The sequence below is a fragment of the Hymenobacter algoricola genome, from assembly GCF_039539525.1.
Taxonomy (GTDB): Bacteria; Bacteroidota; Bacteroidia; order Cytophagales; family Hymenobacteraceae; genus Hymenobacter; species Hymenobacter algoricola.
In genome coordinates this window covers 63,374-83,965 of record NZ_BAABDH010000106.1, presented here as the reverse complement: position 1 = coordinate 83,965, position 20,592 = coordinate 63,374, and the positions used below count along the sequence as shown (strand labels likewise).

Annotated in this window: 20 protein-coding genes; 5 read left to right on the top strand and 15 right to left on the bottom strand. The window is 63.7% G+C overall.

Features of this window, described 5'->3' with window-relative positions; genetic code table 11:
- Nucleotides 1-99 precede the first annotated feature (99 nt).
- The 8 genes from prfB to ABD842_RS17270 all read right to left on the bottom strand — a co-directional run bounded on the left by prfB (nucleotide 100) and on the right by ABD842_RS17270 (nucleotide 8,731).
- Nucleotides 100-1,177 (bottom strand): peptide chain release factor 2 gene (prfB, locus tag ABD842_RS17305; protein WP_345116725.1). Its coding sequence is split into 2 segments (ribosomal slippage): nucleotides 100-1,125 and nucleotides 1,127-1,177, totalling 1,077 coding nucleotides; the frame shifts between segments, so codons are not numbered across the junction.
- A gap of 112 nt (nucleotides 1,178-1,289) precedes the next feature.
- Entirely contained in the window at nucleotides 1,290-2,354 is a 1,065-nt protein-coding gene (locus ABD842_RS17300) for a branched-chain amino acid aminotransferase (protein ID WP_345116723.1), read from the bottom strand.
- A 64-nt stretch (nucleotides 2,355-2,418) separates the two neighbouring features.
- Nucleotides 2,419-2,970, bottom strand: a complete 552-nt coding sequence (locus ABD842_RS17295; RefSeq protein WP_345116721.1) for a cob(I)yrinic acid a,c-diamide adenosyltransferase — start codon at nucleotides 2,968-2,970, stop codon at nucleotides 2,419-2,421.
- A 93-nt stretch (nucleotides 2,971-3,063) separates the two neighbouring features.
- Nucleotides 3,064-3,789: an ABC transporter ATP-binding protein gene (locus tag ABD842_RS17290; protein WP_345116720.1), complete on the bottom strand. Its 726-nt coding sequence runs from the start codon at nucleotides 3,787-3,789 to the stop codon at nucleotides 3,064-3,066.
- A gap of 14 nt (nucleotides 3,790-3,803) precedes the next feature.
- Nucleotides 3,804-6,851, bottom strand: a complete 3,048-nt coding sequence (locus tag ABD842_RS17285) for a hypothetical protein (protein ID WP_345116718.1) — start codon at nucleotides 6,849-6,851, stop codon at nucleotides 3,804-3,806.
- Nucleotides 6,852-6,860: 9 nt separating this feature from the next.
- Nucleotides 6,861-7,148, bottom strand: coding sequence for an Asp-tRNA(Asn)/Glu-tRNA(Gln) amidotransferase subunit GatC (gene gatC / locus ABD842_RS17280; RefSeq protein ID WP_345116716.1), 288 nt, complete (start codon nucleotides 7,146-7,148; stop codon nucleotides 6,861-6,863).
- Nucleotides 7,149-7,175: 27 nt separating this feature from the next.
- Nucleotides 7,176-8,036: a lysophospholipid acyltransferase family protein gene (locus tag ABD842_RS17275; protein ID WP_345116714.1), complete on the bottom strand. Its 861-nt coding sequence runs from the start codon at nucleotides 8,034-8,036 to the stop codon at nucleotides 7,176-7,178.
- A gap of 116 nt (nucleotides 8,037-8,152) precedes the next feature.
- The gene (locus tag ABD842_RS17270; RefSeq protein ID WP_345116712.1) at nucleotides 8,153-8,731 is read right to left on the bottom strand and encodes an NUDIX domain-containing protein; all 579 of its coding nucleotides are present in this window, start codon (nucleotides 8,729-8,731) and stop codon (nucleotides 8,153-8,155) included.
- Between the two features lie 431 nt (nucleotides 8,732-9,162).
- Between ABD842_RS17270 and ABD842_RS17265 the strand changes: the two genes are divergently transcribed.
- Together ABD842_RS17265 and ABD842_RS17260 are read left to right on the top strand one after the other, a co-directional pair.
- Nucleotides 9,163-9,405: a hypothetical protein gene (locus tag ABD842_RS17265; RefSeq protein ID WP_345116710.1), complete on the top strand. Its 243-nt coding sequence runs from the start codon at nucleotides 9,163-9,165 to the stop codon at nucleotides 9,403-9,405.
- A 157-nt stretch (nucleotides 9,406-9,562) separates the two neighbouring features.
- Nucleotides 9,563-10,138: a ribonuclease HII gene (locus ABD842_RS17260; RefSeq protein WP_345116708.1), complete on the top strand. Its 576-nt coding sequence runs from the start codon at nucleotides 9,563-9,565 to the stop codon at nucleotides 10,136-10,138.
- Nucleotides 10,139-10,302: 164 nt separating this feature from the next.
- Here the strand turns inward: ABD842_RS17260 and ABD842_RS17255 are convergent, their stop codons facing one another.
- From ABD842_RS17255 to ABD842_RS17245, 3 genes are read right to left on the bottom strand one after another with little or no spacing between them, the layout of a single operon-like run.
- A complete protein-coding gene (locus tag ABD842_RS17255) occupies nucleotides 10,303-10,746 on the bottom strand; it encodes a response regulator (RefSeq protein WP_345116706.1) in 444 nt (147 codons plus the stop codon).
- A gap of 55 nt (nucleotides 10,747-10,801) precedes the next feature.
- Nucleotides 10,802-12,367, bottom strand: coding sequence for a sensor histidine kinase (locus ABD842_RS17250; protein WP_345116704.1), 1,566 nt, complete (start codon nucleotides 12,365-12,367; stop codon nucleotides 10,802-10,804).
- Nucleotides 12,368-12,376: 9 nt separating this feature from the next.
- Nucleotides 12,377-12,742, bottom strand: a complete 366-nt coding sequence (locus ABD842_RS17245; protein WP_345116703.1) for a CZB domain-containing protein — start codon at nucleotides 12,740-12,742, stop codon at nucleotides 12,377-12,379.
- Between the two features lie 251 nt (nucleotides 12,743-12,993).
- Between ABD842_RS17245 and gcvT the strand changes: the two genes are divergently transcribed.
- Nucleotides 12,994-14,100 carry a glycine cleavage system aminomethyltransferase GcvT gene (gene gcvT / locus ABD842_RS17240; protein ID WP_345116701.1) on the top strand — a complete coding sequence of 369 codons (1,107 nt, stop codon included), beginning with the start codon at nucleotides 12,994-12,996 and terminating at the stop codon, nucleotides 14,098-14,100.
- Between the two features lie 146 nt (nucleotides 14,101-14,246).
- Entirely contained in the window at nucleotides 14,247-14,966 is a 720-nt protein-coding gene (locus ABD842_RS17235) for a 2-phosphosulfolactate phosphatase (protein ID WP_345116699.1), read from the top strand.
- Between the two features lie 210 nt (nucleotides 14,967-15,176).
- Here ABD842_RS17235 and ABD842_RS17230 read toward each other — a convergent pair whose 3' ends face one another.
- Nucleotides 15,177-15,503 carry a nucleotide pyrophosphohydrolase gene (locus tag ABD842_RS17230; RefSeq protein ID WP_345116697.1) on the bottom strand — a complete coding sequence of 109 codons (327 nt, stop codon included), beginning with the start codon at nucleotides 15,501-15,503 and terminating at the stop codon, nucleotides 15,177-15,179.
- Nucleotides 15,504-15,666: 163 nt separating this feature from the next.
- Entirely contained in the window at nucleotides 15,667-16,119 is a 453-nt protein-coding gene (gene dtd / locus ABD842_RS17225; RefSeq protein WP_345116695.1) for a D-aminoacyl-tRNA deacylase, read from the bottom strand.
- A 119-nt stretch (nucleotides 16,120-16,238) separates the two neighbouring features.
- Between dtd and ABD842_RS17220 the strand changes: the two genes are divergently transcribed.
- Nucleotides 16,239-17,735, top strand: coding sequence for a hypothetical protein (locus ABD842_RS17220; RefSeq protein ID WP_345116694.1), 1,497 nt, complete (start codon nucleotides 16,239-16,241; stop codon nucleotides 17,733-17,735).
- Nucleotides 17,736-17,813: 78 nt separating this feature from the next.
- Here ABD842_RS17220 and ABD842_RS17215 read toward each other — a convergent pair whose 3' ends face one another.
- Both ABD842_RS17215 and ABD842_RS17210 read right to left on the bottom strand, forming a co-directional pair.
- On the bottom strand, nucleotides 17,814-19,196 hold the full coding sequence (locus tag ABD842_RS17215; protein ID WP_345116693.1) for a hypothetical protein: 1,383 nt from the start codon (nucleotides 19,194-19,196) through the stop codon (nucleotides 17,814-17,816).
- A 22-nt stretch (nucleotides 19,197-19,218) separates the two neighbouring features.
- Nucleotides 19,219-20,427: an OmpP1/FadL family transporter gene (locus ABD842_RS17210; protein ID WP_345116692.1), complete on the bottom strand. Its 1,209-nt coding sequence runs from the start codon at nucleotides 20,425-20,427 to the stop codon at nucleotides 19,219-19,221.
- Nucleotides 20,428-20,592: the final 165 nt, after the last annotated feature.

The following is a 20,592-nucleotide window of genomic DNA, read 5'->3' as shown; positions in this document are numbered from 1 at the left end:
TTCCGACGCGTGGCCACGCGCTACGATAAGCTCGCCGATTCCTACGCCGCGTTTATCCAACTACGCGCCATCACCCTCTGGCTAAATTGAGAACACGCCCTAGTTCTGCATCAGGAAGCCTTTGATGTATTCATCCAGGTCGCCGTCCAGCACGTTCTGCACGTCAGTGCGCTCGATGCCGGTACGCAGATCCTTGATCAGCTTGTACGGATGCAGCACGTAATTGCGGATCTGGGAACCAAAGTCGATGCGCTTCTTGGTGGCCTCCACCTTATCGCGCTCCGCGTGCCGCTTATCCATCTCAATCTGGTAAAGGCGGGATTTGAGCATCCGCAGCGCGTGTTCCTTGTTCATAAGTTGACTACGCTCAATCTGCACGGCAATGATGATACCCGACGGGGCATGGGTGAGGCGCACGGCAGTTTCTACCTTGTTCACGTTCTGCCCGCCCGCGCCCCCGGCCCGGAACGTGTCCCAGGATATGTCGGCCGGGTTGATTTCGATGTTAATCGTATCGTCAATAACGGGGTAGGCAAACACGGAGGCAAACGAGGTGTGCCGCCGCCCGCTGCTGTCAAAAGGCGACATGCGCACCAGCCGGTGCACCCCGATTTCACTTTTCAGGTAGCCGTAGGCAAAATCCCCGTCGATTTCCAGCGACGCGGACTTGATGCCGGCGCCTTCGCCGGGCTGGTAGCTGATCTGCTTGACGCCAAAGCCGTGGCTTTCGGCCCACATGATGTACATGCGCATGAGCATCTCGGCCCAGTCCTGGCTTTCGGTGCCCCCGGCACCGGGGTTGATGTCGATGATGGCGGACAGCTGGTCTTCCTCATCGGAGAGCATACGCTTGAACTCGAGCTGCTCCAGCTTCTGCTGGGTGGCGTCGAAGTCGGCCTGCATCTCGGCCGCGGGCACGTCGCCCTCGCGGTAAAAGTCGAACAGGACTTCCGTATCGGCCAGCGCCTGCTGCACGGCTTCGTAGTCGTCGGTCCAGATCTTGATGGACTTGATTTCTTTCAGCACCGCTTCCGCCTTCCTGGAATCGTCCCAGAAGTCGGCGGCCATGGTCTGCTGCTCCGCTGCTACGATCTGGGTTTTACGCGCATCGTAGTCAAAGATACCTCCTCAAGGCCTCAGCGCGGCCTTTCAACTCCTTAACCTGATCTTGGGTCATGGGGAAAAATGATGATGGAAAATGGGAACTGGCGGGGCAAAGGTAGAAAATGCACAACGCCCGCCACCGGCCAGGAGCCAGCAGCGGGCGTTGTACAGGGTAAGACTAACGGTTAGATTTCCACCATCCAGCCGTGCGAATCGGGAGCGGCGCCGGTGCGGATGTCGCTCAGGGCGGCGCTCATGCGCTGGGAAAACGAGTCGGAACCCGGAGTGGGCAGCTCATAATCGTGGCCCTGGTAGCCGATAACGGATATGGGCGCAAGGGTAGCCGCCGTGCCGACGCCAAAGGCTTCCTGCAGAGTACCCGCGGCCTGGGCGGCCATGATTTCGGTGGCCGACACCTTGCGCTCCTCCACCGTCAGGCCCCAGTCGCGGGCCAGCTGTAGCACGCTGCGCCGGGTGATGCCATCGAGAATAGAAGTGCTCAGCGCGGGCGTTACCACTTTGCCATCAATGATAAAGATGGCGTTCATCGTGCCCGACTCCTCTACGTAGCGGTGCTCCGACGAATCGGTCCAGATCAGCTGGTTGTAGCCTTCCTGCTGGGCCAGCTTGGTGGGGTACATGGCCGCGCCGTAGTTGCCGGCGTTTTTGGCAAAGCCGGCGCCGCCTTCGGCCGAGCGGACGTACTTGTCCTCAAAGCGCACCCGCAGCGGCTTGTTGTAGTACAAGCCAACGGGGCAGGTGAAGATCATAAAGCGGTACGATTCGGAGGGGCGTACGCCGATGAAGCCATCGGTAGCAAACATGAACGGCCGGATATAGAGGGCACTGCCGGGAGTGTTGGGTACCCAGGCGGCATCCAGCCGGATCAGCTGGCTGAGGCCCTGCATAAACAGCTCTTCCGGTACCGGCGGCATGCACATGCGCTCGGCGGAGGCATTGAGGCGCTGCAGGTTGTCGGTCGGGCGGAACAAGGCAATGTGGCCGTCGGCATTCTTGTAGGCTTTCATGCCCTCAAAGATGGCCTGCCCGTAGTGCAGGGCCGAGTTGGCGGGGCTCACGGCCATATCGCCGTAAGGCACAATCTGGGGCGTCTGCCACTCGCCGTCATGGTAGTCGACGGCGAACATGTGGTCGGAGAAGATCTTGCCGAATTCGATATGTTCGGGGTCCAGGTGCTGCAGGCGTGACGCGGTAGTGCGCTGGGTGCGGATGGTCAGGGTTTCGAGCATAGGGAAGGGAGAGGGAATGGATGGGAACGGCAAGGTACGACAGGCGCACGAACCTGAAACGGGGCTACGCCAGCCGCGGTTTCCAGGTAACCTCCTCGGCTCCCAAATCGTGCGCCATCTGCCGGCTCAGCACGAAAAGATAGTCCGACAGCCGGTTGAGGTAAATGGCCACCAGCTCAGCTACAAACGCCTCGGCCTGCAGGGCAATGACCAGCCGCTCGGCCCGGCGACACACGCAGCGGGCCACGTGAGCGAAGGAAACGGACGGATGCCCTCCCGGCAAAATAAACACCCGCAACTCGGGCAGGTCCTCGTTCATCCGGTCCATTTCCTGCTCGAGCAGGGCTACGTCGGCGGCGTGCAGATCCGGGATTTTCATCTTCGACTTGTCCGGATCCGAAGCCAGGGACGCCCCCATGGTAAACAGGCGGTCCTGAATTTCCTTGAGCAGGTCGCGGCGCGGGGCATTCACCTCCTGGTCGCGCAGCAGGCCCACGTAGGAGTTCAGCTCATCCACAGTGCCGTAGCAGTCGATGCGCAGGCTGGATTTGGGGACGCGGGTGCCGCCGATGAGGGAGGTCAGGCCTTGGTCGCCGGTTTTGGTGTAAATCTTCATAGGCAGTAATAATGACTGAACGGCAAAATGGTTTGCCGGCGGGCTGCTTACCGAAGTAATAAACAGCCGCCGGCAAACCATTTCCATCGTTTTTTAGCCATTCAGCACCGGATTGTGGAGGGTGGCCAGGTCGTTGTTGGCCATATCCGACTCCACCAGCCCGTCGCGCAGCCGCACAATGCGGTGGGCGTAGCGGGCAATGTCTTCTTCGTGGGTCACCATAATAATGGTGTTGCCTTTCACGTACAGGGCCTCAAACAGCTCCATGATTTCGTAGCTGGTCTTGCTGTCGAGGTTACCCGTAGGTTCGTCAGCCAGGATGATGCTGGGGTCATTTACCAGGGCGCGGGCAATGGCGACGCGCTGGCGCTGGCCGCCGGAAAGCTCATTGGGGCGGTGCTTGGCGCGGTCGGCCAGCCCTACGCTTTGCAGGGCGTCCATGGCCTTCTCTTCGCGCTGGCTTTTGCTGTACCCGGCGTAAATGAGCGGCAGGGCTACGTTGTCGAGGGAAGTAGCGCGGGGCAGCAGGTTGAAGGTCTGGAACACGAAGCCGATTTCCTTGTTGCGCACCTCGGCCAGCTGGTTGTCCGACATACGGCTTACGTCCTTGCCGTTGAGGATGTAGTTGCCGCGGCTGGGCGTATCCAGGCAGCCGACGATGTTCATCAGCGTGGATTTGCCCGAGCCGGAAGGACCCATGAAGGCCACGTACTCGCCCCGCTGGATGGTGATGGTGACTGACCGCAAGGCGTGGATACGCTCCGTGCCCATCTGGTATTCCTTGGCAATGTCGTGGGTTTCGATGACGGGAGGTAGCATATCCGGGCTAGGGGTTAGTTCCAGGGGGCAGCGGTAGCAGCCTGAGCGCTGCGTTGAGCTTCGTACTGGGTATGAAAGGTACGGTATTCGCCAGGGGAAAGCAATTGAAGCAGTTTTTCCAGGGGGGCGGCCGTGTAGGAGGTCAGGCCCGCCGGAATGGCTGCTAGGACATATGCTTGCAATAACGCAATTGATTCTGGATTATGTGCTAATCCATCCAATATATAATTATACGCAACGGTGTATTCGCGGCGGCGGGAGTGAAACGCGGCGGCAGCGAGTACCCCTTCTTCCAGAAAAGGGGCCTCTCTTACCAGGCGGGCGTAAGACTGCGCCGTAGCCGGCTTGGTGTCGGCATCGGCCAGCAGGGCTTGGAAATACAGCCGGTAGCCCTGGTGCTGGGGGGCGAAATAGGCCGTTGGCAGCAACTGACGCAAAGAACTTAGCCGTTTGTCTTGCACAAAGACTTGGCCCCGCCGCACATTCCACTGCGAAGCCCGCACCGAACGGGTAGCGGGGGTGGGAGCAAACTGCTGAATGGCTTGCTGGACCGCGGCTGCCTGGCCGACCCGCAGGGCCCGCGGAATCTGGGCCAGCAGCGCGGCATCGCGGGCCGCCGGGGTTGCCAGCGCCGCCGCCCGCGGAATCAGGCTTTCCGGCGCCAACTCGTTGCCCCGCAGCACCAGATACCGGGCCTGTACCGAATCCGTGGCCTGCGCATACTGCCCGTTGAAGTCGAGGCCGAGGGCGACGAGCAATTGCCGGGCCCGGCGGGGCAGGTCGTGTCCGGCCTGGAGCTGGGCCCGGGCAGCGGTAGACCGGGCTGAGTCCGGGGCCAGCGCCAGGGCCTGGGCATAAGCGCGAAACAGCCAGGCTTCGGGGTAGCCGTTGCGGGCGGCCTGCTGAAAGCTGGCGCTGGCTGCCGCCGGCAAACTTTGCTCCAGCAGCCAGAGCCCCCACAGGTTCTGGTAGTAGGCACTGCTGGGTGTGTTACCGGCCATGAGGGGGAGCAGCACGTCCTGGGCCCGGGCCGGCCGGCCGCCGTAATAAGCAGTTAAAGCCCGCAGAAACGTGAGCTGCTCGGCATAAGCACTGTTGGCCGGGCGCTGGGCCAACCGGGTTATCTGGCTTAGCTGAGTGGTATCTCCGCGGACGGCCCGGCGCAGGCCGGCGTGGTAAAGCCAGGCGAAGGTGGCGGCCGTCAGGGGCTGCGCGGTGGGCACCGCTGCGGGGCCGGGCACCAGGGCGGCTCCGGTGAGTTGCTGCAACAGTTGGTCGTTGCTGCGCCAGGCCGTGTTTTGCGCCCCGGCCGGGATGCTCTGCACCAGCTTTTGGGCCGTAGTCAGATCCTGAAGCTGCAGCAGGTAAGCCAGGCGGTTGGCCTGCACCACTGGATTGCCCGCCGCCAGCGCTTCGGCCCGGTTGAAGTAGAAGTTGACCGAGTCGGTAATGGTGGAGCGGGTGTAAAGCTGGGCCAGGTCGCTGGTCAGCCGGACGCTGCCGGGAGCCGTTTTGAGGCCTTCGCGCAATAGCCGAAGCCGGTCGAAGAAATCGGTGGGCTCGGTGAACAGGGCGGCCAGGCGCAGGGAGATTTTCTCGGCCGGCATCCGGCTCTGGGCGCGGCGCAGCGCATTTATCTCATTCTGGCGCTGCTGCCGAAACCGGTACAGCGCCGCCCGGCCCCAGCTGGCGCGGTGGTTGTGAAAGTCGAGCACGTCGCTTTCGGCGTAGTAGCGCTCCGCCAGCAGGGCCAGGGCATCGGCGCCGGGCTGTTGCTCACTCTGCAGACGGGTCAGGTCGCCCAGGTTGATGTAGTAGCCCGCCTTTACCTGATCCAGCACGAAGAAGTTGTTGCGCAGCTCCACCGCAAAGATTCCGGCCAGCGCCAGCAGGTACACCACGTAGAAAGGCAGCCGCCGGGGTTCGTACACCACCCGGTACACCCGCAGCCGCTGCTTGATGAGGGGCGCGAAGTTGACCAGCACGTAAATCAGAAAGGCAGTGCCGCACATCAGCAGGGCCAGGGCGGTGAAGTCGCGGCCGGCGGTGAGCAGCGGATCATTGGCCGTGGCAAAGGCATAGCCCAGAAAGCCGGCCCCCAGGATAGTCAGAATCAGGTAGAGGTGGGCCGCAGCGGGCCAGTAGGGCACCCAGGTGGCGTAAGTAGTGGCCCGCCGGCGCAGGCTGAGCCAGCCTACCGCTACGGCGGGCAGCAGCAGCACAAACGGCTCGAGGCGCACGTTGGGCAGAATGAAAACTTCGCCGTTGTTCCAGTAGTAGAGCAGCAGCATGCCCAGGTACAGGCCACTGGCCAGCACGAAGGGCAGCAGGCCGAAGCGGCTGCCCGGGTTTTCGGCCTGGGTGTTAAACCACAGCAGGCCCTGGATATTCTCGAAGCCCACCCACAGCACCAGCAGCGCCACGATAATGGCGCCGCTGCCCGTGGCAAAGCTTACCAAGTGCAGGGCCGTGGTAGTAGCCGGGTAGGTGCTGCGCAGGAAGATAAACGTACTCAGCCCCGCGACTAGTACCCCGAAAACCAGCAAGCGCTGCCAGAAGGGCACCTCGGTCTGGAAGGCGTGGAACACAAAAGCTGGCAGGCCGAGCATGAGCAGCACCCCGATCAGAAAATACTGCTGCCGCGCGTCGATGAGGCCGAGCAGGTCGACGTTGAGCGACATGAGCAGGAAGATCAGCAGGGCCATGCCCGCCACGAAGGCGGCGCGGGGCAGGGCGCTGATGAGGGCCAGGAAGTAGGCCAGGCACACGGCCAGCAGCCCCAACAGAGCCGCCGCGGCGTCGACCCGTACGAAGGGGCCGCTGACGTCGTGGGTCTGGGTGGCCAAATAGGCGTTGGCGCGCACGGGCAGCGCATCGAGGCCCACCCACACCTGCTGCACCACAATGGGCACGGCCTGAAGCTGGGTGACTTCCTGCACCCGCAGCGTGTAGTCGTCGCCGGTGAAATAATGGTAGCCGGCCAGCGCCGTCGCCAGGACGGCCAGCAGGCCCAGCAGCAGCAGGGGGCTGCGCCAGATAGAGCGGGATTCGGGAGTGGGCACCAGCGTCGGTTATTCCAGCACTTTTGGAACGCGGAAGTAGTCAGAGTCCTTGCGCGGGGCATTGCGCAGGCCTTCCTGATGGCTTACCGAGTTGTGGGCCTCGTCAGGGCGCAGCACGTTGATTTCGTGCGACAAATGAATCAGCGGCTCCACGTCGGTGGTGTCGAGCTGGCTGAGCTCGGCCACCCAGTCCAGAATCTTGTTCAGGTCGCCGAGCATCTGCTGCTCTTTGGTGGCGTCAAATTCGAGGCGGGAGAGGTGGGCCAGCTTGCGCAGGGTAGCTAAGTCGGTACTCAAGGGAATGCGGAGTTAAGAATGGGAACGTTAAGAATCAACCCGGCTCAGCGCGGGCCGGTCTGCGGGCGCCGGTTCCAACGCTGCCGCCGGCACTTTAGCAGCGGGCCGGGCCGGGCGCCAGGTGGAAGCCGGCGGAATGCCCGCGGCTTCGGGACGAAATTCGCTGGCAATGATACGGAATGCCTGCTCTTTCAGCGCCGGCACATCGGCGGCCGTCAGATTTTTGGTCAGAATCGGTTCGTGGAGCACCAAGCGGAGCGGGGAGTAGCGTACTCGCAGCGTGCCGTCCACGTCGGGCATAAAGCGGTGGTTGAGCGGCATCGAAATCGGTACCAGGGGCACTCCGGTGGCAATAGCCAGCTGAAAGGCGCCGTCCTTGAAGGGCAGCATCTCCTCGCCGGGTTTGGCGGAAATCCTGCCTTCGGGAAAAATAACCACCGAGCGGCCCGCCTCCAGGCTTTTGCGGGCCTGCACCATGGCCCGGCCCCGGCTGACGGCACTGTCGCGGTTGACGGTAATGTAGGTACTGCCGAAAATCGGACCCCAGAGCGGCACTTTGGCCAGGGAGCTTTTTCCCACAATATTCAAAAAGCCGGGCAAGGCTTTAAACAGCAGCGGAATATCAATGTAGGAGCTGTGGTTGGCCACGTACAGGCAGGGCGTAGCCGGCGGCAGCGGACTTTTCCGGATTACTTCCACCGGCATCCCCCACATGGCAATGGCGAAGGCCGACCAGCCGCGGTTGACGGTGTGCAGGTAGGGATGCAGCGTGGATTTGCGCCGCAGGGCCGCCTGCAGCGGGTAGGTCAGCACGAAGGGCAGCACAAACCAGAAGGTACTCCAGATGGTGTAGAGCCGGTGGGCAATGAACTGCAGGAGACGACGCATAGCGGCAAATTTAGAAGCCGGAAGGTAAGAAACTGACCGGCCAGAGCCAAAGGCGGTACTCGTGCCGAAGCGGATTCGTGTCCTGCCGGCCCTGGCCTGGGCCGGGAGCAACGGTTTTAACCGCGCAGCCGCAGGATGCGTTCCGCCTTGAGCAGCCCCGCCACGCTGATGGCATCGGTGATGCGGTTGTCCATGACCAGCTGCACGGCTTCGGCCAGAGGCAGCTTCCAGAGGCGCAGCTCTTCGGTTTCCTCCGGGGCGGTTTCCCCCGCCTCCAGCTCTTCGGCCAGGAACACGAAGCCTTCCTCGTCGGTCACCGAGTTGGAGGTGTGCAGGCGGGCAATGTTGGTCCAGCGCCGGGCCGTGAAGCCGGTTTCTTCCTTCAGCTCCCGCTGCGCCGACGCCAGAATGTCCAGCTCGACCGGCCCGCCGCCCATCGGAATTTCCCAGCAGTACTCGTTCAGGGTGTAGCGGTACTGCCCCACCAGCCAGGTGTTGCCGTCGGCATCGACGGGCACAATGCCCAGGGCCTTGTTTTTCATGGTCACCACGCCGTAGATGCCGCGGCCCCCGGCGGGGTTAACGACCTGGTCTTCCCGTACGCTGATCCAGGGGTTGTGGTACTGCACGGCCGTGCTGAGCGTCTGCCAGGGGTTGTGGTGCTCGTCGAAATGCGGATCGATTAGTTGCGTCATACGTTTCGTAGCGGCCAAGAGGATTCGGCCACAAAGGTACGATTCCCCCGGAAGCAGCCCGACCGGTTCCGCGTCTGCCGAGCCAGACACGCCGTTGAGCGAGTCAGGAGGGTAGTTGGTCAAAAAAACGCAACACAAGCCGCTGACAGCAAGTAGCTTTGTCTTAGAAAGGAACCAGCACTGCTCGCTAATACTGTGGAAAGGAAGTAATGAGCAGTGTACAATCCGGCCGGAGTTGGGAATGGGTGGAATGATTATACCCGGCCGCTGTAGAAAAAAGCCGTTGCGCGATGCAACGGCTTTTTTTATGCCCCGGAGCCTGGCGCAGCGGTAGGGTTTAACATTTTGGCATTGCTTCAACCCCGGCTGTCAGGCCGCCGTAACAAGCCCATAGCCGACTGTTCACTTCCCGGTCGGTACCGGATATTTTTATGGCCAACCAACCCAAAAACCAGTCCGCCCAACCCCAGGCCGGTGACCCATTGTTCAACCTCAAACATGCCCAGGCCGAGTCTGAACTGATTCAGAATACGGGTGGCCTGGGTCCCATCACCAACGAATACGTGACGACTGACGAAGAAGAAGCCCTCGACGAAGGTCCCCGCGACAAGCAAGGCAACCGCCGCGGCGAGTCCGGCCTGCCCGATATCGGCTCCACCGCCGGCCGCCACTAGCCGCTGCGGTGATTTACGGAGGCCGGCAGAACGGCCTGCGCTTCCACTGTCACCCAGTATTTACTTGCCCCAGACAGGGCCTCTCCGGGAGCTGCGCGCGCCGGGGAGGCCCTGTCCCTTGCCGGGGCCGGCCGCCGGCTGCTACCTTTGCCGGCCTATGTTGCTTGCTACCCACACCGGCCACCCGCTCGAAGCCGGCCTCGACGAAGCCGGCCGCGGCTGCCTGGCGGGCCCGGTTTTCGCCGCCGCCGTTATTCTGCCGCCTGACTTCGCCCCGGCCTTCCTCAACGACTCCAAGCTGATGACCGCCCGGCGGCGGGAAAGTGTACGGGCCGAAATCTGCCGCGAAGCCGTGGCCTGGGCCGTGGCCGAAGCTTCCCCCGACGAAATTTTCAGCCTCAACATTGCCAACGCCAGCTACCTGGCCATGCACCGCGCCGTAGCCGCTTTGGCCCAGGTACCCGCGCATCTGCTGGTCGACGGCAACCGGTTTCGTGCCTACGCGGGCATCGAGCACACCTGTTTTATCAAGGGTGACAGCCGCTACCGCAGCATTGCGGCGGCCTCGGTGCTGGCCAAAACCTTTCGCGACGACCGGATGCGGGAGCTGGCCCGGCAATTTCCCGGCTATGGCTGGGAGCAGAATGCCGGCTACCCAACGGCTGCCCACCGCGCCGCCATCCGCGCACTGGGGCCCTGCGCCCAGCACCGCCTGGGCTTTCGGCTGCTCTGAAAGGGTAATCGGGCAGGTCGGGTCGCCATCCAGGCGGCGCTGCCCGGGGCATTAAGCCGGAAACGAAAAAGCCCTGACGTAAGTACACGTCGGGGCTTTCTGCTTTTTTATCGCGCCTTTTCACCAATCGAATGACGGCAGCTCGCGCCCCAGCAGGGCAGCAGCTAGCCTTTCAGCTTCAGCAGGTCCAGAAACAGGCTGAAGCCGTCGACGGTAGTGCCGCCCTCGCCGAACTTGTCGAAGCTCAGAGGCTTGATGATGTAGCCGCTCACGGCCAGCTCCCGGGCCTTGAGGCGGTCGGTTTCCAGGTCGGAGGTGGTCATGATAAACACGTTCAGGGCCACAAACTCGGGGTCGGAGCGGAGGGCGTCGAGCAGCTCCAGGCCATTCATGCGCGGCATGTTGATGTCGAGCAGCACGATGGTGGGCTTGCTGATTTTGGGCTGGCTGCCTTCGCCGCGCAGCAGCTGCAGCGCTTCCCGGCCGTTGCGGGCAATGTGCAGGGGCGCCGTAATGTCGTGCTTACGTAGCTCGCGCTGCACATTCATGATATCCATCTGGTCGTCTTCAACGAGCAGAATGGAGGTGTTCAGGGTGTCAGTAGACATAGGATGGGTGGTTCAGATCGGGCAAAGCTGCTCCGTATACGGGTGTCAAAAAAAATTAGGCCGGGCGCGCTACCGATTGGGCGGCCGCGGGCCGGCGCTCCAGGTGGGCGGCCCGTTCTTTGGGCCAGGTGAAAATGAAGGTGGCGCCGTGGCCCTCAGCTGATTCGACCCGGATGGTGCCGCCCTGCCGCTCCACGATTTTTTTCACAATGGCCAGGCCCACGCCGGTGCTTTCCAGCGTGTCGCGCTCGGTCAGGGTCTGGAAGATGATGAAGATCCGCTCGTGGTACTGCGGGTCAATGCCGGGGCCGTTGTCGGTGATGGTGAACGTGTACTGCTGCCGGTCTTCGCGGCAGCCTACCCGCACGAGGCCGTTTTCGGGGTGCTCGTGGTATTTCAGAGCGTTGCTGATCAGGTTGCTGAATACCTGCTGCAGCAGCACGCGGTTGGTGGTCAGCGTGGGCAGGTAGGTGGGCAGCTCCACGCGAAAACCCGCCGGCGGAGCCAGCGAGTCGACGATTTCGGCCAGCAGCTCGCGCACGTTGATGCGCTCCTCGGCCTGCTGGGTGCGGCCGATGCGGGCCAGGTCCAGAATGCCGGTAATCAGGTTTTCCATGCGGTGGACCCGCACCCGCATCAGAGCCAGAAACTCCTGAATGTGGGGTGGCACGCTGGTGCCCATATCTTCCTCAATCCAGCGTGAAGCGCTTTCGATGCCCCGCAACGGTGCCTTCAGGTCGTGGGATACGACGTAGGCAAACTGATCCAGCTCCTGATTGCGGCGCGCCAGCTGGGTGATGGTAGAGTCGATGGTGCGGGCCATGAGGTTGAGCGAGTCGGCCAGCGACGTCAGCTCATCCTGCTCGGCATCCTGAATGCGGGTCGTGTAGTCGCCGCTGGCAATACGGGTCGACATGCCCACCATCGTGCCGATGCGGCGGGCAATGAGGCGGACGATGTAGGCGGCCCACAGCAGGCCCACCAGAATGGACAGCAGCGTGATGATAACCGACACGATACGCGTCTGCCGGATACTCTCCTCCAGCTTCTGCCGCACCTTGACGCGGGCCGCCAGCTCGGTGCGGTCGAAAGCGGTGAATATCACCCGGACCTGGGCCATGATCTGCGGCCCGGTCAGGCTTTCGCCCAGGGAGCGGTGCTCCATGCCTTCCATGGCCACCTGGTTAAAGTCGCGGCGGCGGGCTTCACGCTTTTCGCTGATGAGCAGGTGAGAAAACGACGACCACTGCTGAAACAGCTGCTGGGCGCGGGAGATGCGGGCGTACTGCGGGTCCGTAAGTTCGAGCTGGCTGTGGATTTCGGAGAAGCGCGTGAGCAGCTCCCGCTCGCCTTCGTAGTAGGGCTGCAGGGTGGCCTCGTTGCCCAGCAGCAGGTAGCCGCGGAAGCCCGACTCCATGTCGATGATATTGCGGAACAGCGTGGAGGCTTCCCCCGTCAGGCGCTGCGACTCTTCCACGCGCTGCGAGTTGCGCAGCACCTTACGCGAAAGCTGGTAGTTGATGACCACCACGCCCGCAAACAGCGCGGAGATGACCAGGAAGCCGGCAAAGAGCTTGGTAGCCAGCTTCAGCTTTATACGGGGCAGCGAGAGGGAAGGCATGAGAGCAGTTTAGCGACCCGTACGCAGCTTGTCCTCCAGGGTTCGTAACAGCGCCGTTACCTGGTCGACGAGGTACTTGATGTCGTCCATACCCGCAATGGCTGCCTCCGCGTGGCCCTGCAGGCGCATATCCATCAGGCGGTTGGCCTCCAGGTGCAGCTGGCGGTGGATGCGGTCCAGCTCGGCCCACTCGGGCAGGTTGCCGGCAAAGCGCTGCCGCCGGCTCTGAATCCAGATGCCCAGGCCGCACTGGTCCGGGTTGCGGATGGGCCCTTCGGCCAGATTGGTGCCGTAGAGGAAGGAGCGGAGCTTGGACTTGAACAGCAGGTGCTTGACCATGGCCGTTTCGAAATCCTGCTTTAGTTCTGGGTTCATACTCGAATAATGGCCGGTGTCAGACCGGGAAAACCAGCGGCCGGGGCTAAAAGGTGGGGGCACCCCGCCGGATCCGCCGTAAAAAAAGGGTGCTCCAACTGCCTGAACCCGCCCGCGGGAGCTGCCGCCCGCTGCCGTAAAGCTACTACTACGGCAGGAGGGTGCTTAACGGCCACCGGAAATAGCTAATTTCGCCCCGCCCTTCCGCGGCGCCGATCTTTACTCCTACTCTTTTCGAACCACCTCCCCCAATGGCCGAAGACCTCAAAACCGTCACGCTAAACGACGTGCACCAGCAGCTGGGTGCCAAAATGGTGCCCTTTGCCGGCTACAACATGCCCGTGCGCTACTCCTCCGACCTTGATGAGCACCACACCGTGCGCCGGGCCGTGGGCATTTTCGACGTGTCGCACATGGGCGAGTTCCGGGTGCGCGGCCCCCAGGCCCTCGACCTGATTCAGCGCGTGACCAGCAACGACGCCAGCAAGCTCACCGACGGCAAAGCCCAGTACTCCTGCCTGCCCAACACCGACGGCGGCATCGTGGACGACCTGCTGGTGTACAAGCTGGCCGATGAGGACTACCTGCTGGTAGTCAACGCCTCCAACATCGACAAGGACTGGAACTGGATCAGTAAGCACAACACCCAGGGCGCCGAGATGCAGAACGTGTCGGACGACATCAGCCTGTTCGCCGTGCAGGGCCCCAAGGCCATTGCCGCCCTGCAGGGCCTGACCGACGCCGACCTGAGCAGCATTCCCTACTATTCCTTCGTGCAGGGCACGTTTGCCGGCGCGCCGGGCGTCATCATTTCGGCCACGGGCTACACCGGCGCCGGCGGCTTCGAGCTGTACGTCCCCAACGAGCACGCCAAGCAGGTCTGGGACCAGGTGATGGCAGCGGGTAAGCCCTACGGCCTGAAGCCCATCGGCCTGGGTGCCCGCGACACGCTGCGCCTGGAAATGGGCTACTGCCTCTACGGCAACGATATCGACGACACAACCTCCCCGCTGGAAGGCGGTCTGGGCTGGATTACCAAGTTCACCAAGGACTTCACCAACGCCGCGGCGCTCAAGCAGCAGAAGGCCGACGGCGTAGCGCGCAAGCTGGTGGGCTTCCTGCTCGACGGCCCCGGCATTCCGCGCAGCCACTACCCGCTGGTCGATGAGAATGGCGAGTCCATTGGGGAGGTAACCTCCGGCACCCAGTCGCCGTCGCTAAGCAAGGGCGTGGGCCTGGGCTACGTAAAAACCGAGTTCAGCACGCCCGGCAGCAAGATCTTCGTGCAGGTGCGCGGCAAGAACTTCCCCGCCACGGTCATGAAGCTGCCCTTCGTGCCCGGCACGGAAGAAGGGTAGCACCCGAAAGGAATAAGTTGAACGTCATGCCGGGCAAAGCCGGGGCATCGCGCGTGCTGATGCTGGATTGGTAATCCAACGGAGCCAAGCGAGATGCTTCGGCTTCGCTCAGCATGACGTTCTTTTTTGGCCTCTGACAACTGAAAATGCCTGCCCTAGACATCTGTTTTTCCCCCGAATTACTGCCCTTGTTTGACCTGCGGGGCCGGGTGGCCGTCGTCGTGGACATCCTGCGGGCCACTTCGTCGATGGTGACGGCGCTGGCCGCCGGCGTGACCCACATTGTGCCCTGCAGCGAGCTGGCCGAGTGCCGGGCCCTGGCCGCGCAGGGCTACCTGACGGCTGCCGAGCGCGACGGCGTGCAGGCCGCCGGCGTGGACCTGGGCAACTCGCCCTTCGGCTACCTCGACGGCGTGGTGCCGGTAGCCGGCCGGGCCGTGGCCATTACCACCACCAACGGTACCCGCGCCATTCACCTGGCCCTGACCGCCGACGCGGTGGTGCTGGGCGCGTTTCTGAACCTGGCCGCCGTGGCCGACTTCCTGCGCCGGCAAAACAAGGATGTGGTGGTGGTGTGCGCGGGCTGGAAGGGCAACTTCTGCCTCGAAGACACGCTGCTTGGCGGCGCCCTGGCCGCGCGGCTGCAGCCCGACTTCGACACCACCAGCTCCGACGCCACCCTGGCCGCCCTCGACCTGTGGCAAGCTGCTAAAGCGGATGTCGGCGGCTACCTGCTCAAATCGGCCCACGTGCGCCGGCTCAACAGCCTGGAGTCGCACCAGGATATGGCCTTCTGCGTGAAGCCGGATGCGTACGACCTCGTGCCCATCTGGCAGGAGGGCCGCATCGTGGCGGAAAGCCGGTAGGCCGGCACCGCTGCGGCCGTCCCGGAAACGTTTGGGCGGTGCCTGGAAGCCGTTGGGCACTGCCTGGACCTTCTTGAGCACTATCCGGAAACTGTTGGGCACCGTTCGGAACCTCTTGGGCACTGCCCGGAAGTCGTTGGGCACAGTCCGGAAACCCTTGGGTAGAGCCCGGAACCTCTTGGGGAGAGTCCGGAAGTCGTTGGGGAGGGCTCAGCGCAGCTTCTCGTTCTGCTGGTGGCGGTCGGCGTCGCGCAGGGTTTTCTTGGCCAGGTTGCGCTGCAGGGCCGCAGTGAGGTCGATGCCGGTCTGGTTGGCCAGGCAGATAACCACGAACAGCACGTCGGCCAGCTCGTCGGCCAGCACCTTGTCGCGGTCCGACTCCTTGAACGACTGCTCGCCGTACTGCCGGGCAATGATGCGGGCTACTTCGCCTACTTCCTCCGTGAGCATGGCCATGTTGGTCAGCTCGTTGAAATACCGCACGCCGGTGGTCTGAATCCAGGTGTCCACGGTTTTTTGGGCTTCTTCGATGGTCATGGCAGGGGGAGTTGGGGAGGTAAGATTACTTGGAACGTCATTCCGAGCGTAGCGTAGTGGAGTCGGGGAATCTCGCACGTCGTCGTTGGCTTACTACTCAGTCGTCAGCACGCGGGATTCCTCGGCAAGCCCGGAATGATGTTCGAGGAGGGGATATCGCCCTTTACCCCGCGGCCGGCGAGTCCAGCACAATGGTCACCGGGCCGTCATTAAGCAGGGCCACCTGCATGTCGGCTCCGAACTCGCCGGTGGGCACGGGCTGGCCCAGCAGCTGCTCCAGCCGCCCGACGAACTGCTCGTACAGCGGCACGGCCACCGGCGGCGGGGCGGCCCCGACGTAGCTGGGGCGGTTGCCTTTGCGGGCGTCGGCCAGCAGCGTAAACTGGCTCACGACCAGCACCTGCCCGCCAACGTCCTGCACGCTGCGGTTCATTTTGCCGTCCTCATCGGCGAAGATGCGCAGCTGCACCAGCTTGCGGGCCATCCAGTCGAGGGCGCGGGCATCGTCGTCGGGGGCAAAGCCGGCCAGCACGAGCAGCCCGGGGCCAATCTGGCCGGTGACGCGGCCCTCCACCGTGACGCTGGCCCGGGTGACGCGCTGAATAACGGTACGCATTGCAGAGTTTGATTTTCAAAGGGTTGAGCCAGGAGCCCGCGCTGGGGAAGCTGGTCATCAGCCGACCCTGGCATAAGCTCCGCGCCGGAATCCTGATTATTAGTGGAAATTGCCCGCGCATGCTCGCCGCGAAGAACGACAATCAAACCCGTAAAAACGCCTGGTGGCTGCTGCTGGCGCTGGCAGCGGTGGCGGCTGTCCGCCTCTACGGCCTGGCCGGCGCCGCCCTGCCCGACTACGACTCGGTGCGCAACTGGCAGATTGTGCAGGAAGTAGCCCGGGGCAACCTGCGCAACCTGTTTCACCACGGCAGCCCGGGCTTTTCGCTGCTGTATGCGCCCGTGGCGTGGCTCACCACCGATTATCGGGTGTTCCAGCACCTGAACGCGCTGCTGGCCGTGGGCGCCGTGGGCGTGCTGGCGGCCTTTGTGGGGCGGGAGGCCCGCCTGCTTCCCGTCGAAACGGCCCTGCTGGCCCTGCTGACCGGCTCCTCCGTGTTTCTCACTTTCTCCGGCCGCGACTTTACCATGGGCTCGGCCAGCCTGCTGGTGTTTGCCGCGCTGCTGCGGGCCTACTACCGCCGCCTCCGGAGTCCGGGCCGCGCCCCGCTGCTCCGCGCCACCCTCTGGCTGACGCTGGGTCTGAGCCTCAACTACAAATTTCTGCTGACGCTGCCTATCCTGGCCGTTTTTGAGCTGCTTCAGCAAGATGGCCTGCTCCGGCAACGGGGCAACGGGTGGCGGGTGCTGGCAATCTTGGCGGGGCCGTACGGGCTGCTGAGCGGCATCGGTATGCTGGCCGGCCTGCCGTGGTACCGATGGGTGGGCGTGTACTACACTATTGCGTTTCCCGGTGCCGCCAACGCCGCGGGCCGGACGGGTACGGCGCAGCTGGACGGGCTGTACTATCTGCAGTTTCTGCGCGACTTTGAGTCGCCGCTGGTGCTGCTGGCGCTGGTGGTGGTGCCCGTGCTCTGGCGCCGGGAGCTGCTGGTGGGGCTGCGGCGCATGAATCTGCTGCGCTACTTGGCTTTGTGGGCCTATTGCTACCTGGCCGGCATGTCGGTGCTGATCAAGGCGCCGCGGGGGCTGCTGCCGGCGTACGGGCTGTTCTACGCGCTGGCGTTTCTGAGCTTGCGGCGGGTGTTGCCGCCGCGGCGGCTGCTGGTGGTGGCCCTGCTGGCAGTAGGGTTCAATCTGTACCGGGTGCAGCGCGAAATCTATGCCTACACGCCCAGTCACTACGCCGACGCGGCGGCGTGGCTGCGCGCGCACGGGGGGCATCGGGTGGCCAGTACGGTCGGGCAGGGCCTGGCCCCGTTCCAGGCCAGCGCCGACAGCCTGGTGGTCGTGACCCACGAAAGCCAGCTGCCGGCGCTGCGGCGGCGCGGCTACCGCTACGTGCTGCTCGATGCCTACTGGCGGGTGGCCCAGGTCCCGAACTTCGGCGCGCTGGCCACACGGCCCGCGCTGGCTGCCTGGCCCGAGCCGCTGCTGACCAGCCCGCTGCTGTTTCTGGAGCATTCGGAGTTTACGGGCCTCAGCTACCGCGAAACCCTGGCCCGCCAGCAGGCCGCCCGCTGCGACTCGGTGCAGCTGCGCCTGCTGGCCCTTTGAGGGCTGCCGACTCATTTGCCGCCCATAAAAAAGACGGCCCCGGGGCCGTCTTTTTGGTTCTGGTCTTCCCCGGTCCGCTTACCGGGGCCGGGAGGTGGTGGGCAGCGTATTGGGGTCCAGCAGCGGGATGCTGGCGTTGTAGAAGCGGTTAATTTCGCGGATAAAGGAATTGACAAAAATGGCGTTGCCCCGGGGCGTGAACGTGTACTGATCCAGGGAGTAGAAATTACCCCGCACCGGATCATCCGAATACGTCACGCCATTGATGGAAATGCCGATGCTGGCAGGGGGATTGAAAATTACCTGGCTAAACAGGTTGGCGCCCCCCGCCGTGCGGTTCACGACCGGGATTTTGTACACGTTATCGGCCAGGCGCACCAGCTCCGTATTCAGCGCCGTCAGGTAGCCATCGGCAAAGCTGACTTCGCGGAAGTCCAGCACGTCGCGGCGGCTGAGTGGGGCGCGGCGGTCCAGGCCGTAGCGCACGGCCACCGTACCGACCGTCTGCAGCGTGCCCAGCGCGGCCAGGCCGGTTGGCAGCACGTAGTCGCGGGCGTCCATGGCCCGCACCACGTTGGCGGGCGAAGAGCGGACGTACACCGTGTCGTTGGCGCCAAGCAGCGGCCGCACGTTCTTGACCGTTCCACGGCTCACGAAGGGCAGCTGCGTGACGCTGGGCACCAGGCTGATGATGCCCGGCCGGCCGTTGGCCGTGAGCTTATCCAGAATTTTCTGGGCCGGCGCCGGCCTGGGCAGGGTAATGGAGGGCGTCGTGCCGCAGTCGCCGCCGCTGAGCACGTAGGGCAGCACGTCGCTGAGGCCCATAAAAAACGTGAAGAACGTGGCATTGGCGCTGCCATCGGTCACGGTCTGCAGGTACGTCCGGCTGTCGTTGAGCGGCAGGATCCGCTCCAGGAAAGGATTGAACTGATCGGGTGTGGTCAGCCGGCTGGCGTTGCCCAGATTGGCTACTTCAATCTGCGTGAGCCGCAAAAAAGGCACGCCCAGGTTTTGCGGCAGCGCCGCATCCGCCCGCTGATACAGGAAGGTAGTGTCGGGCCCCCCGCAGGCGGCAGCATTGGCAAAGTAGGCCCGGGACTGGGTGGCCCGGCCGCGGGTTACCCGGCGGGTAACGGGCAGGCCGTGGGCATCAAGGCCCTGCAGCTGCAGGTAGCCGGTGCCGGTGCCCTCCGGCAGCAGCGGCTGGGTAAAAGACGATGAGGTGCCCGACGCCAGGGCAAACTGCTGGTCGAGCAGGGCCGGAATCGAGTACTGCTGGCCGGTAAGGGTAAGGCCACCCTCGCTGTAGCCAGCGGTGTAGTTGTCGCCGACGGCCACGTAGCGGCTGAAGTCGAGCGAGCCGGGGTTGGCGGCCGGAGGCGTCTGGTCGGGAGCACAGGCCGTCAGGAGCAGAGCGGGCACCACCAGGCGGGCCGCAGCGGAAGAGGAGAAGAGTCGCACGGGGAAAGAGTCGTTCAGAAGGTTAAAACGCGTAGGACAAACCCAGCGCGGCCGTATGGACCCGGGTGCGGTAGGTGCCGCCCACATTGCTGACGTTGGCCCGGGCCTGCACCACGCGGCTGGTTCGCTCGGCCACGTATTCGAACTGGTAGCCCGCATCGGCCGACAGATTCGGGGTGAACTGCACGCTCACGCCCAGCGCGCCGCCCAGCTTGTTGCCGTCGGGCAGGTCGGGCGAAATGTACTCGTCCCGGATTGGGGTTTCGTCGTAGCTCACGCCGGCCCGCAGCGAAATCATATCAGAGTAGGCGTACTCGCCGCCCACGCGGAAGGCCATGGCGTCTTCGTAGCGCAGGCCGGCGGTCCGGGTAGCAAAGCCCGGCGCATCACCGATGTTGAACGTGAGCGAGTCGTAGCGGCTCCAGGCGCTGAGCGTAAAGTCGAAGGTGACCAGCAGCTTCTTGGTCACGTTGTCGGCCATACCGACCGAGAGGGCGCCGGGCGTGGCGAGTTCGGTGCGCAGCTTCGCGGTGCCGGGGTAGCGGCCTGCGTCGAGGGCGGGCACGTTGCTGTAGGACGCCGTGCCATCCTTAACCTTAAGGGTAACCGGGGAGCGGTAGCTGACGCCGAAGGAAAGTGTTTCGGCGGTTTTGCCGTACAGGCCCACATTGAAGCCCAGGCCGCTGCCGCTGCCCTTGAAGGTGGCCGTCACGTTGCGGTCGTCGTACTGCCCCAGGGCGTACTGCTGGCTCATACGGCCGTAGGCATACACCAGGCCCGCGCCCATGCTGAAGTTGTCGTTGAGCCTGATGGCGGCCGTGGGCTGCACGAACACTGTGTTCAGGCGGGTTTGCTGCACCACGCTGCGGCCTTCCCAGTCGCTGGGCCAGCGTGTGTTGAAGCCGAAGGGCGTATTCACGCTCAGCCCCACGGAAACCCGGTCGTTGATGGGGTGCGCGGCGTAGAAATAGCCGCCGAGCAGCGGCTGCAGCTCCTGTTCGGCAATGCGCCGCGAGTCATTACCCAGAAAGGAGGTGGTCCGCAGGTTAGTCAGGCCCCCCAGGCTGAAGTGATTCAGCGAATCCATCTGGGCCAGGGCCCCGGGGTTGTAGTAGATGGCCGCCAGGTCGCGGACGTACGCCACGCTGGCCCCGCCGATGCCCAGGGTGCGCGCACTTTGCGGGCCGGTCTGGAAGCCGCCGGCGGCGGCGGAAAGGGAAAGAAAGAGCAATCCAAAAGAAAGGTAGCGAAGCTTCATGCAGGCGGGTTTTCGGACAATAGGGAAACAAAAGTACAAAGCGGCTGGCAACTCCGACCCACCCGCCCGCAGGATTTATCAGATTGATAATGATACGCTAGCAGCCCGTCGGCGCGGCAATCCGGCGCCGCGGGATTC

What these genes read in the sequence shown, in the direction of transcription:
- ABD842_RS17300 (WP_345116723.1), bottom strand. Translation starts at nt 2,354, where the DNA reads ATGCTCGAAACCCTGACCATCCGCACCCAGCGCACTACCGCGTCACGC.
- ABD842_RS17295 (WP_345116721.1), bottom strand. Translation starts at nt 2,970, where the DNA reads ATGAAGATTTACACCAAAACCGGCGACCAAGGCCTGACCTCCCTCATC.
- ABD842_RS17290 (WP_345116720.1), bottom strand. Translation starts at nt 3,789, where the DNA reads ATGCTACCTCCCGTCATCGAAACCCACGACATTGCCAAGGAATACCAG.
- ABD842_RS17275 (WP_345116714.1), bottom strand. Translation starts at nt 8,036, where the DNA reads ATGCGTCGTCTCCTGCAGTTCATTGCCCACCGGCTCTACACCATCTGG.
- ABD842_RS17270 (WP_345116712.1), bottom strand. Translation starts at nt 8,731, where the DNA reads ATGACGCAACTAATCGATCCGCATTTCGACGAGCACCACAACCCCTGG.
- ABD842_RS17265 (WP_345116710.1), top strand. Translation starts at nt 9,163, where the DNA reads ATGGCCAACCAACCCAAAAACCAGTCCGCCCAACCCCAGGCCGGTGAC.
- ABD842_RS17260 (WP_345116708.1), top strand. Translation starts at nt 9,563, where the DNA reads ATGTTGCTTGCTACCCACACCGGCCACCCGCTCGAAGCCGGCCTCGAC.
- ABD842_RS17255 (WP_345116706.1), bottom strand. Translation starts at nt 10,746, where the DNA reads ATGTCTACTGACACCCTGAACACCTCCATTCTGCTCGTTGAAGACGAC.
- ABD842_RS17250 (WP_345116704.1), bottom strand. Translation starts at nt 12,367, where the DNA reads ATGCCTTCCCTCTCGCTGCCCCGTATAAAGCTGAAGCTGGCTACCAAG.
- ABD842_RS17245 (WP_345116703.1), bottom strand. Translation starts at nt 12,742, where the DNA reads ATGAACCCAGAACTAAAGCAGGATTTCGAAACGGCCATGGTCAAGCAC.
- gcvT (WP_345116701.1), top strand. Translation starts at nt 12,994, where the DNA reads ATGGCCGAAGACCTCAAAACCGTCACGCTAAACGACGTGCACCAGCAG.
- ABD842_RS17235 (WP_345116699.1), top strand. Translation starts at nt 14,247, where the DNA reads ATGCCTGCCCTAGACATCTGTTTTTCCCCCGAATTACTGCCCTTGTTT.
- ABD842_RS17230 (WP_345116697.1), bottom strand. Translation starts at nt 15,503, where the DNA reads ATGACCATCGAAGAAGCCCAAAAAACCGTGGACACCTGGATTCAGACC.
- dtd (WP_345116695.1), bottom strand. Translation starts at nt 16,119, where the DNA reads ATGCGTACCGTTATTCAGCGCGTCACCCGGGCCAGCGTCACGGTGGAG.
- ABD842_RS17220 (WP_345116694.1), top strand. Translation starts at nt 16,239, where the DNA reads ATGCTCGCCGCGAAGAACGACAATCAAACCCGTAAAAACGCCTGGTGG.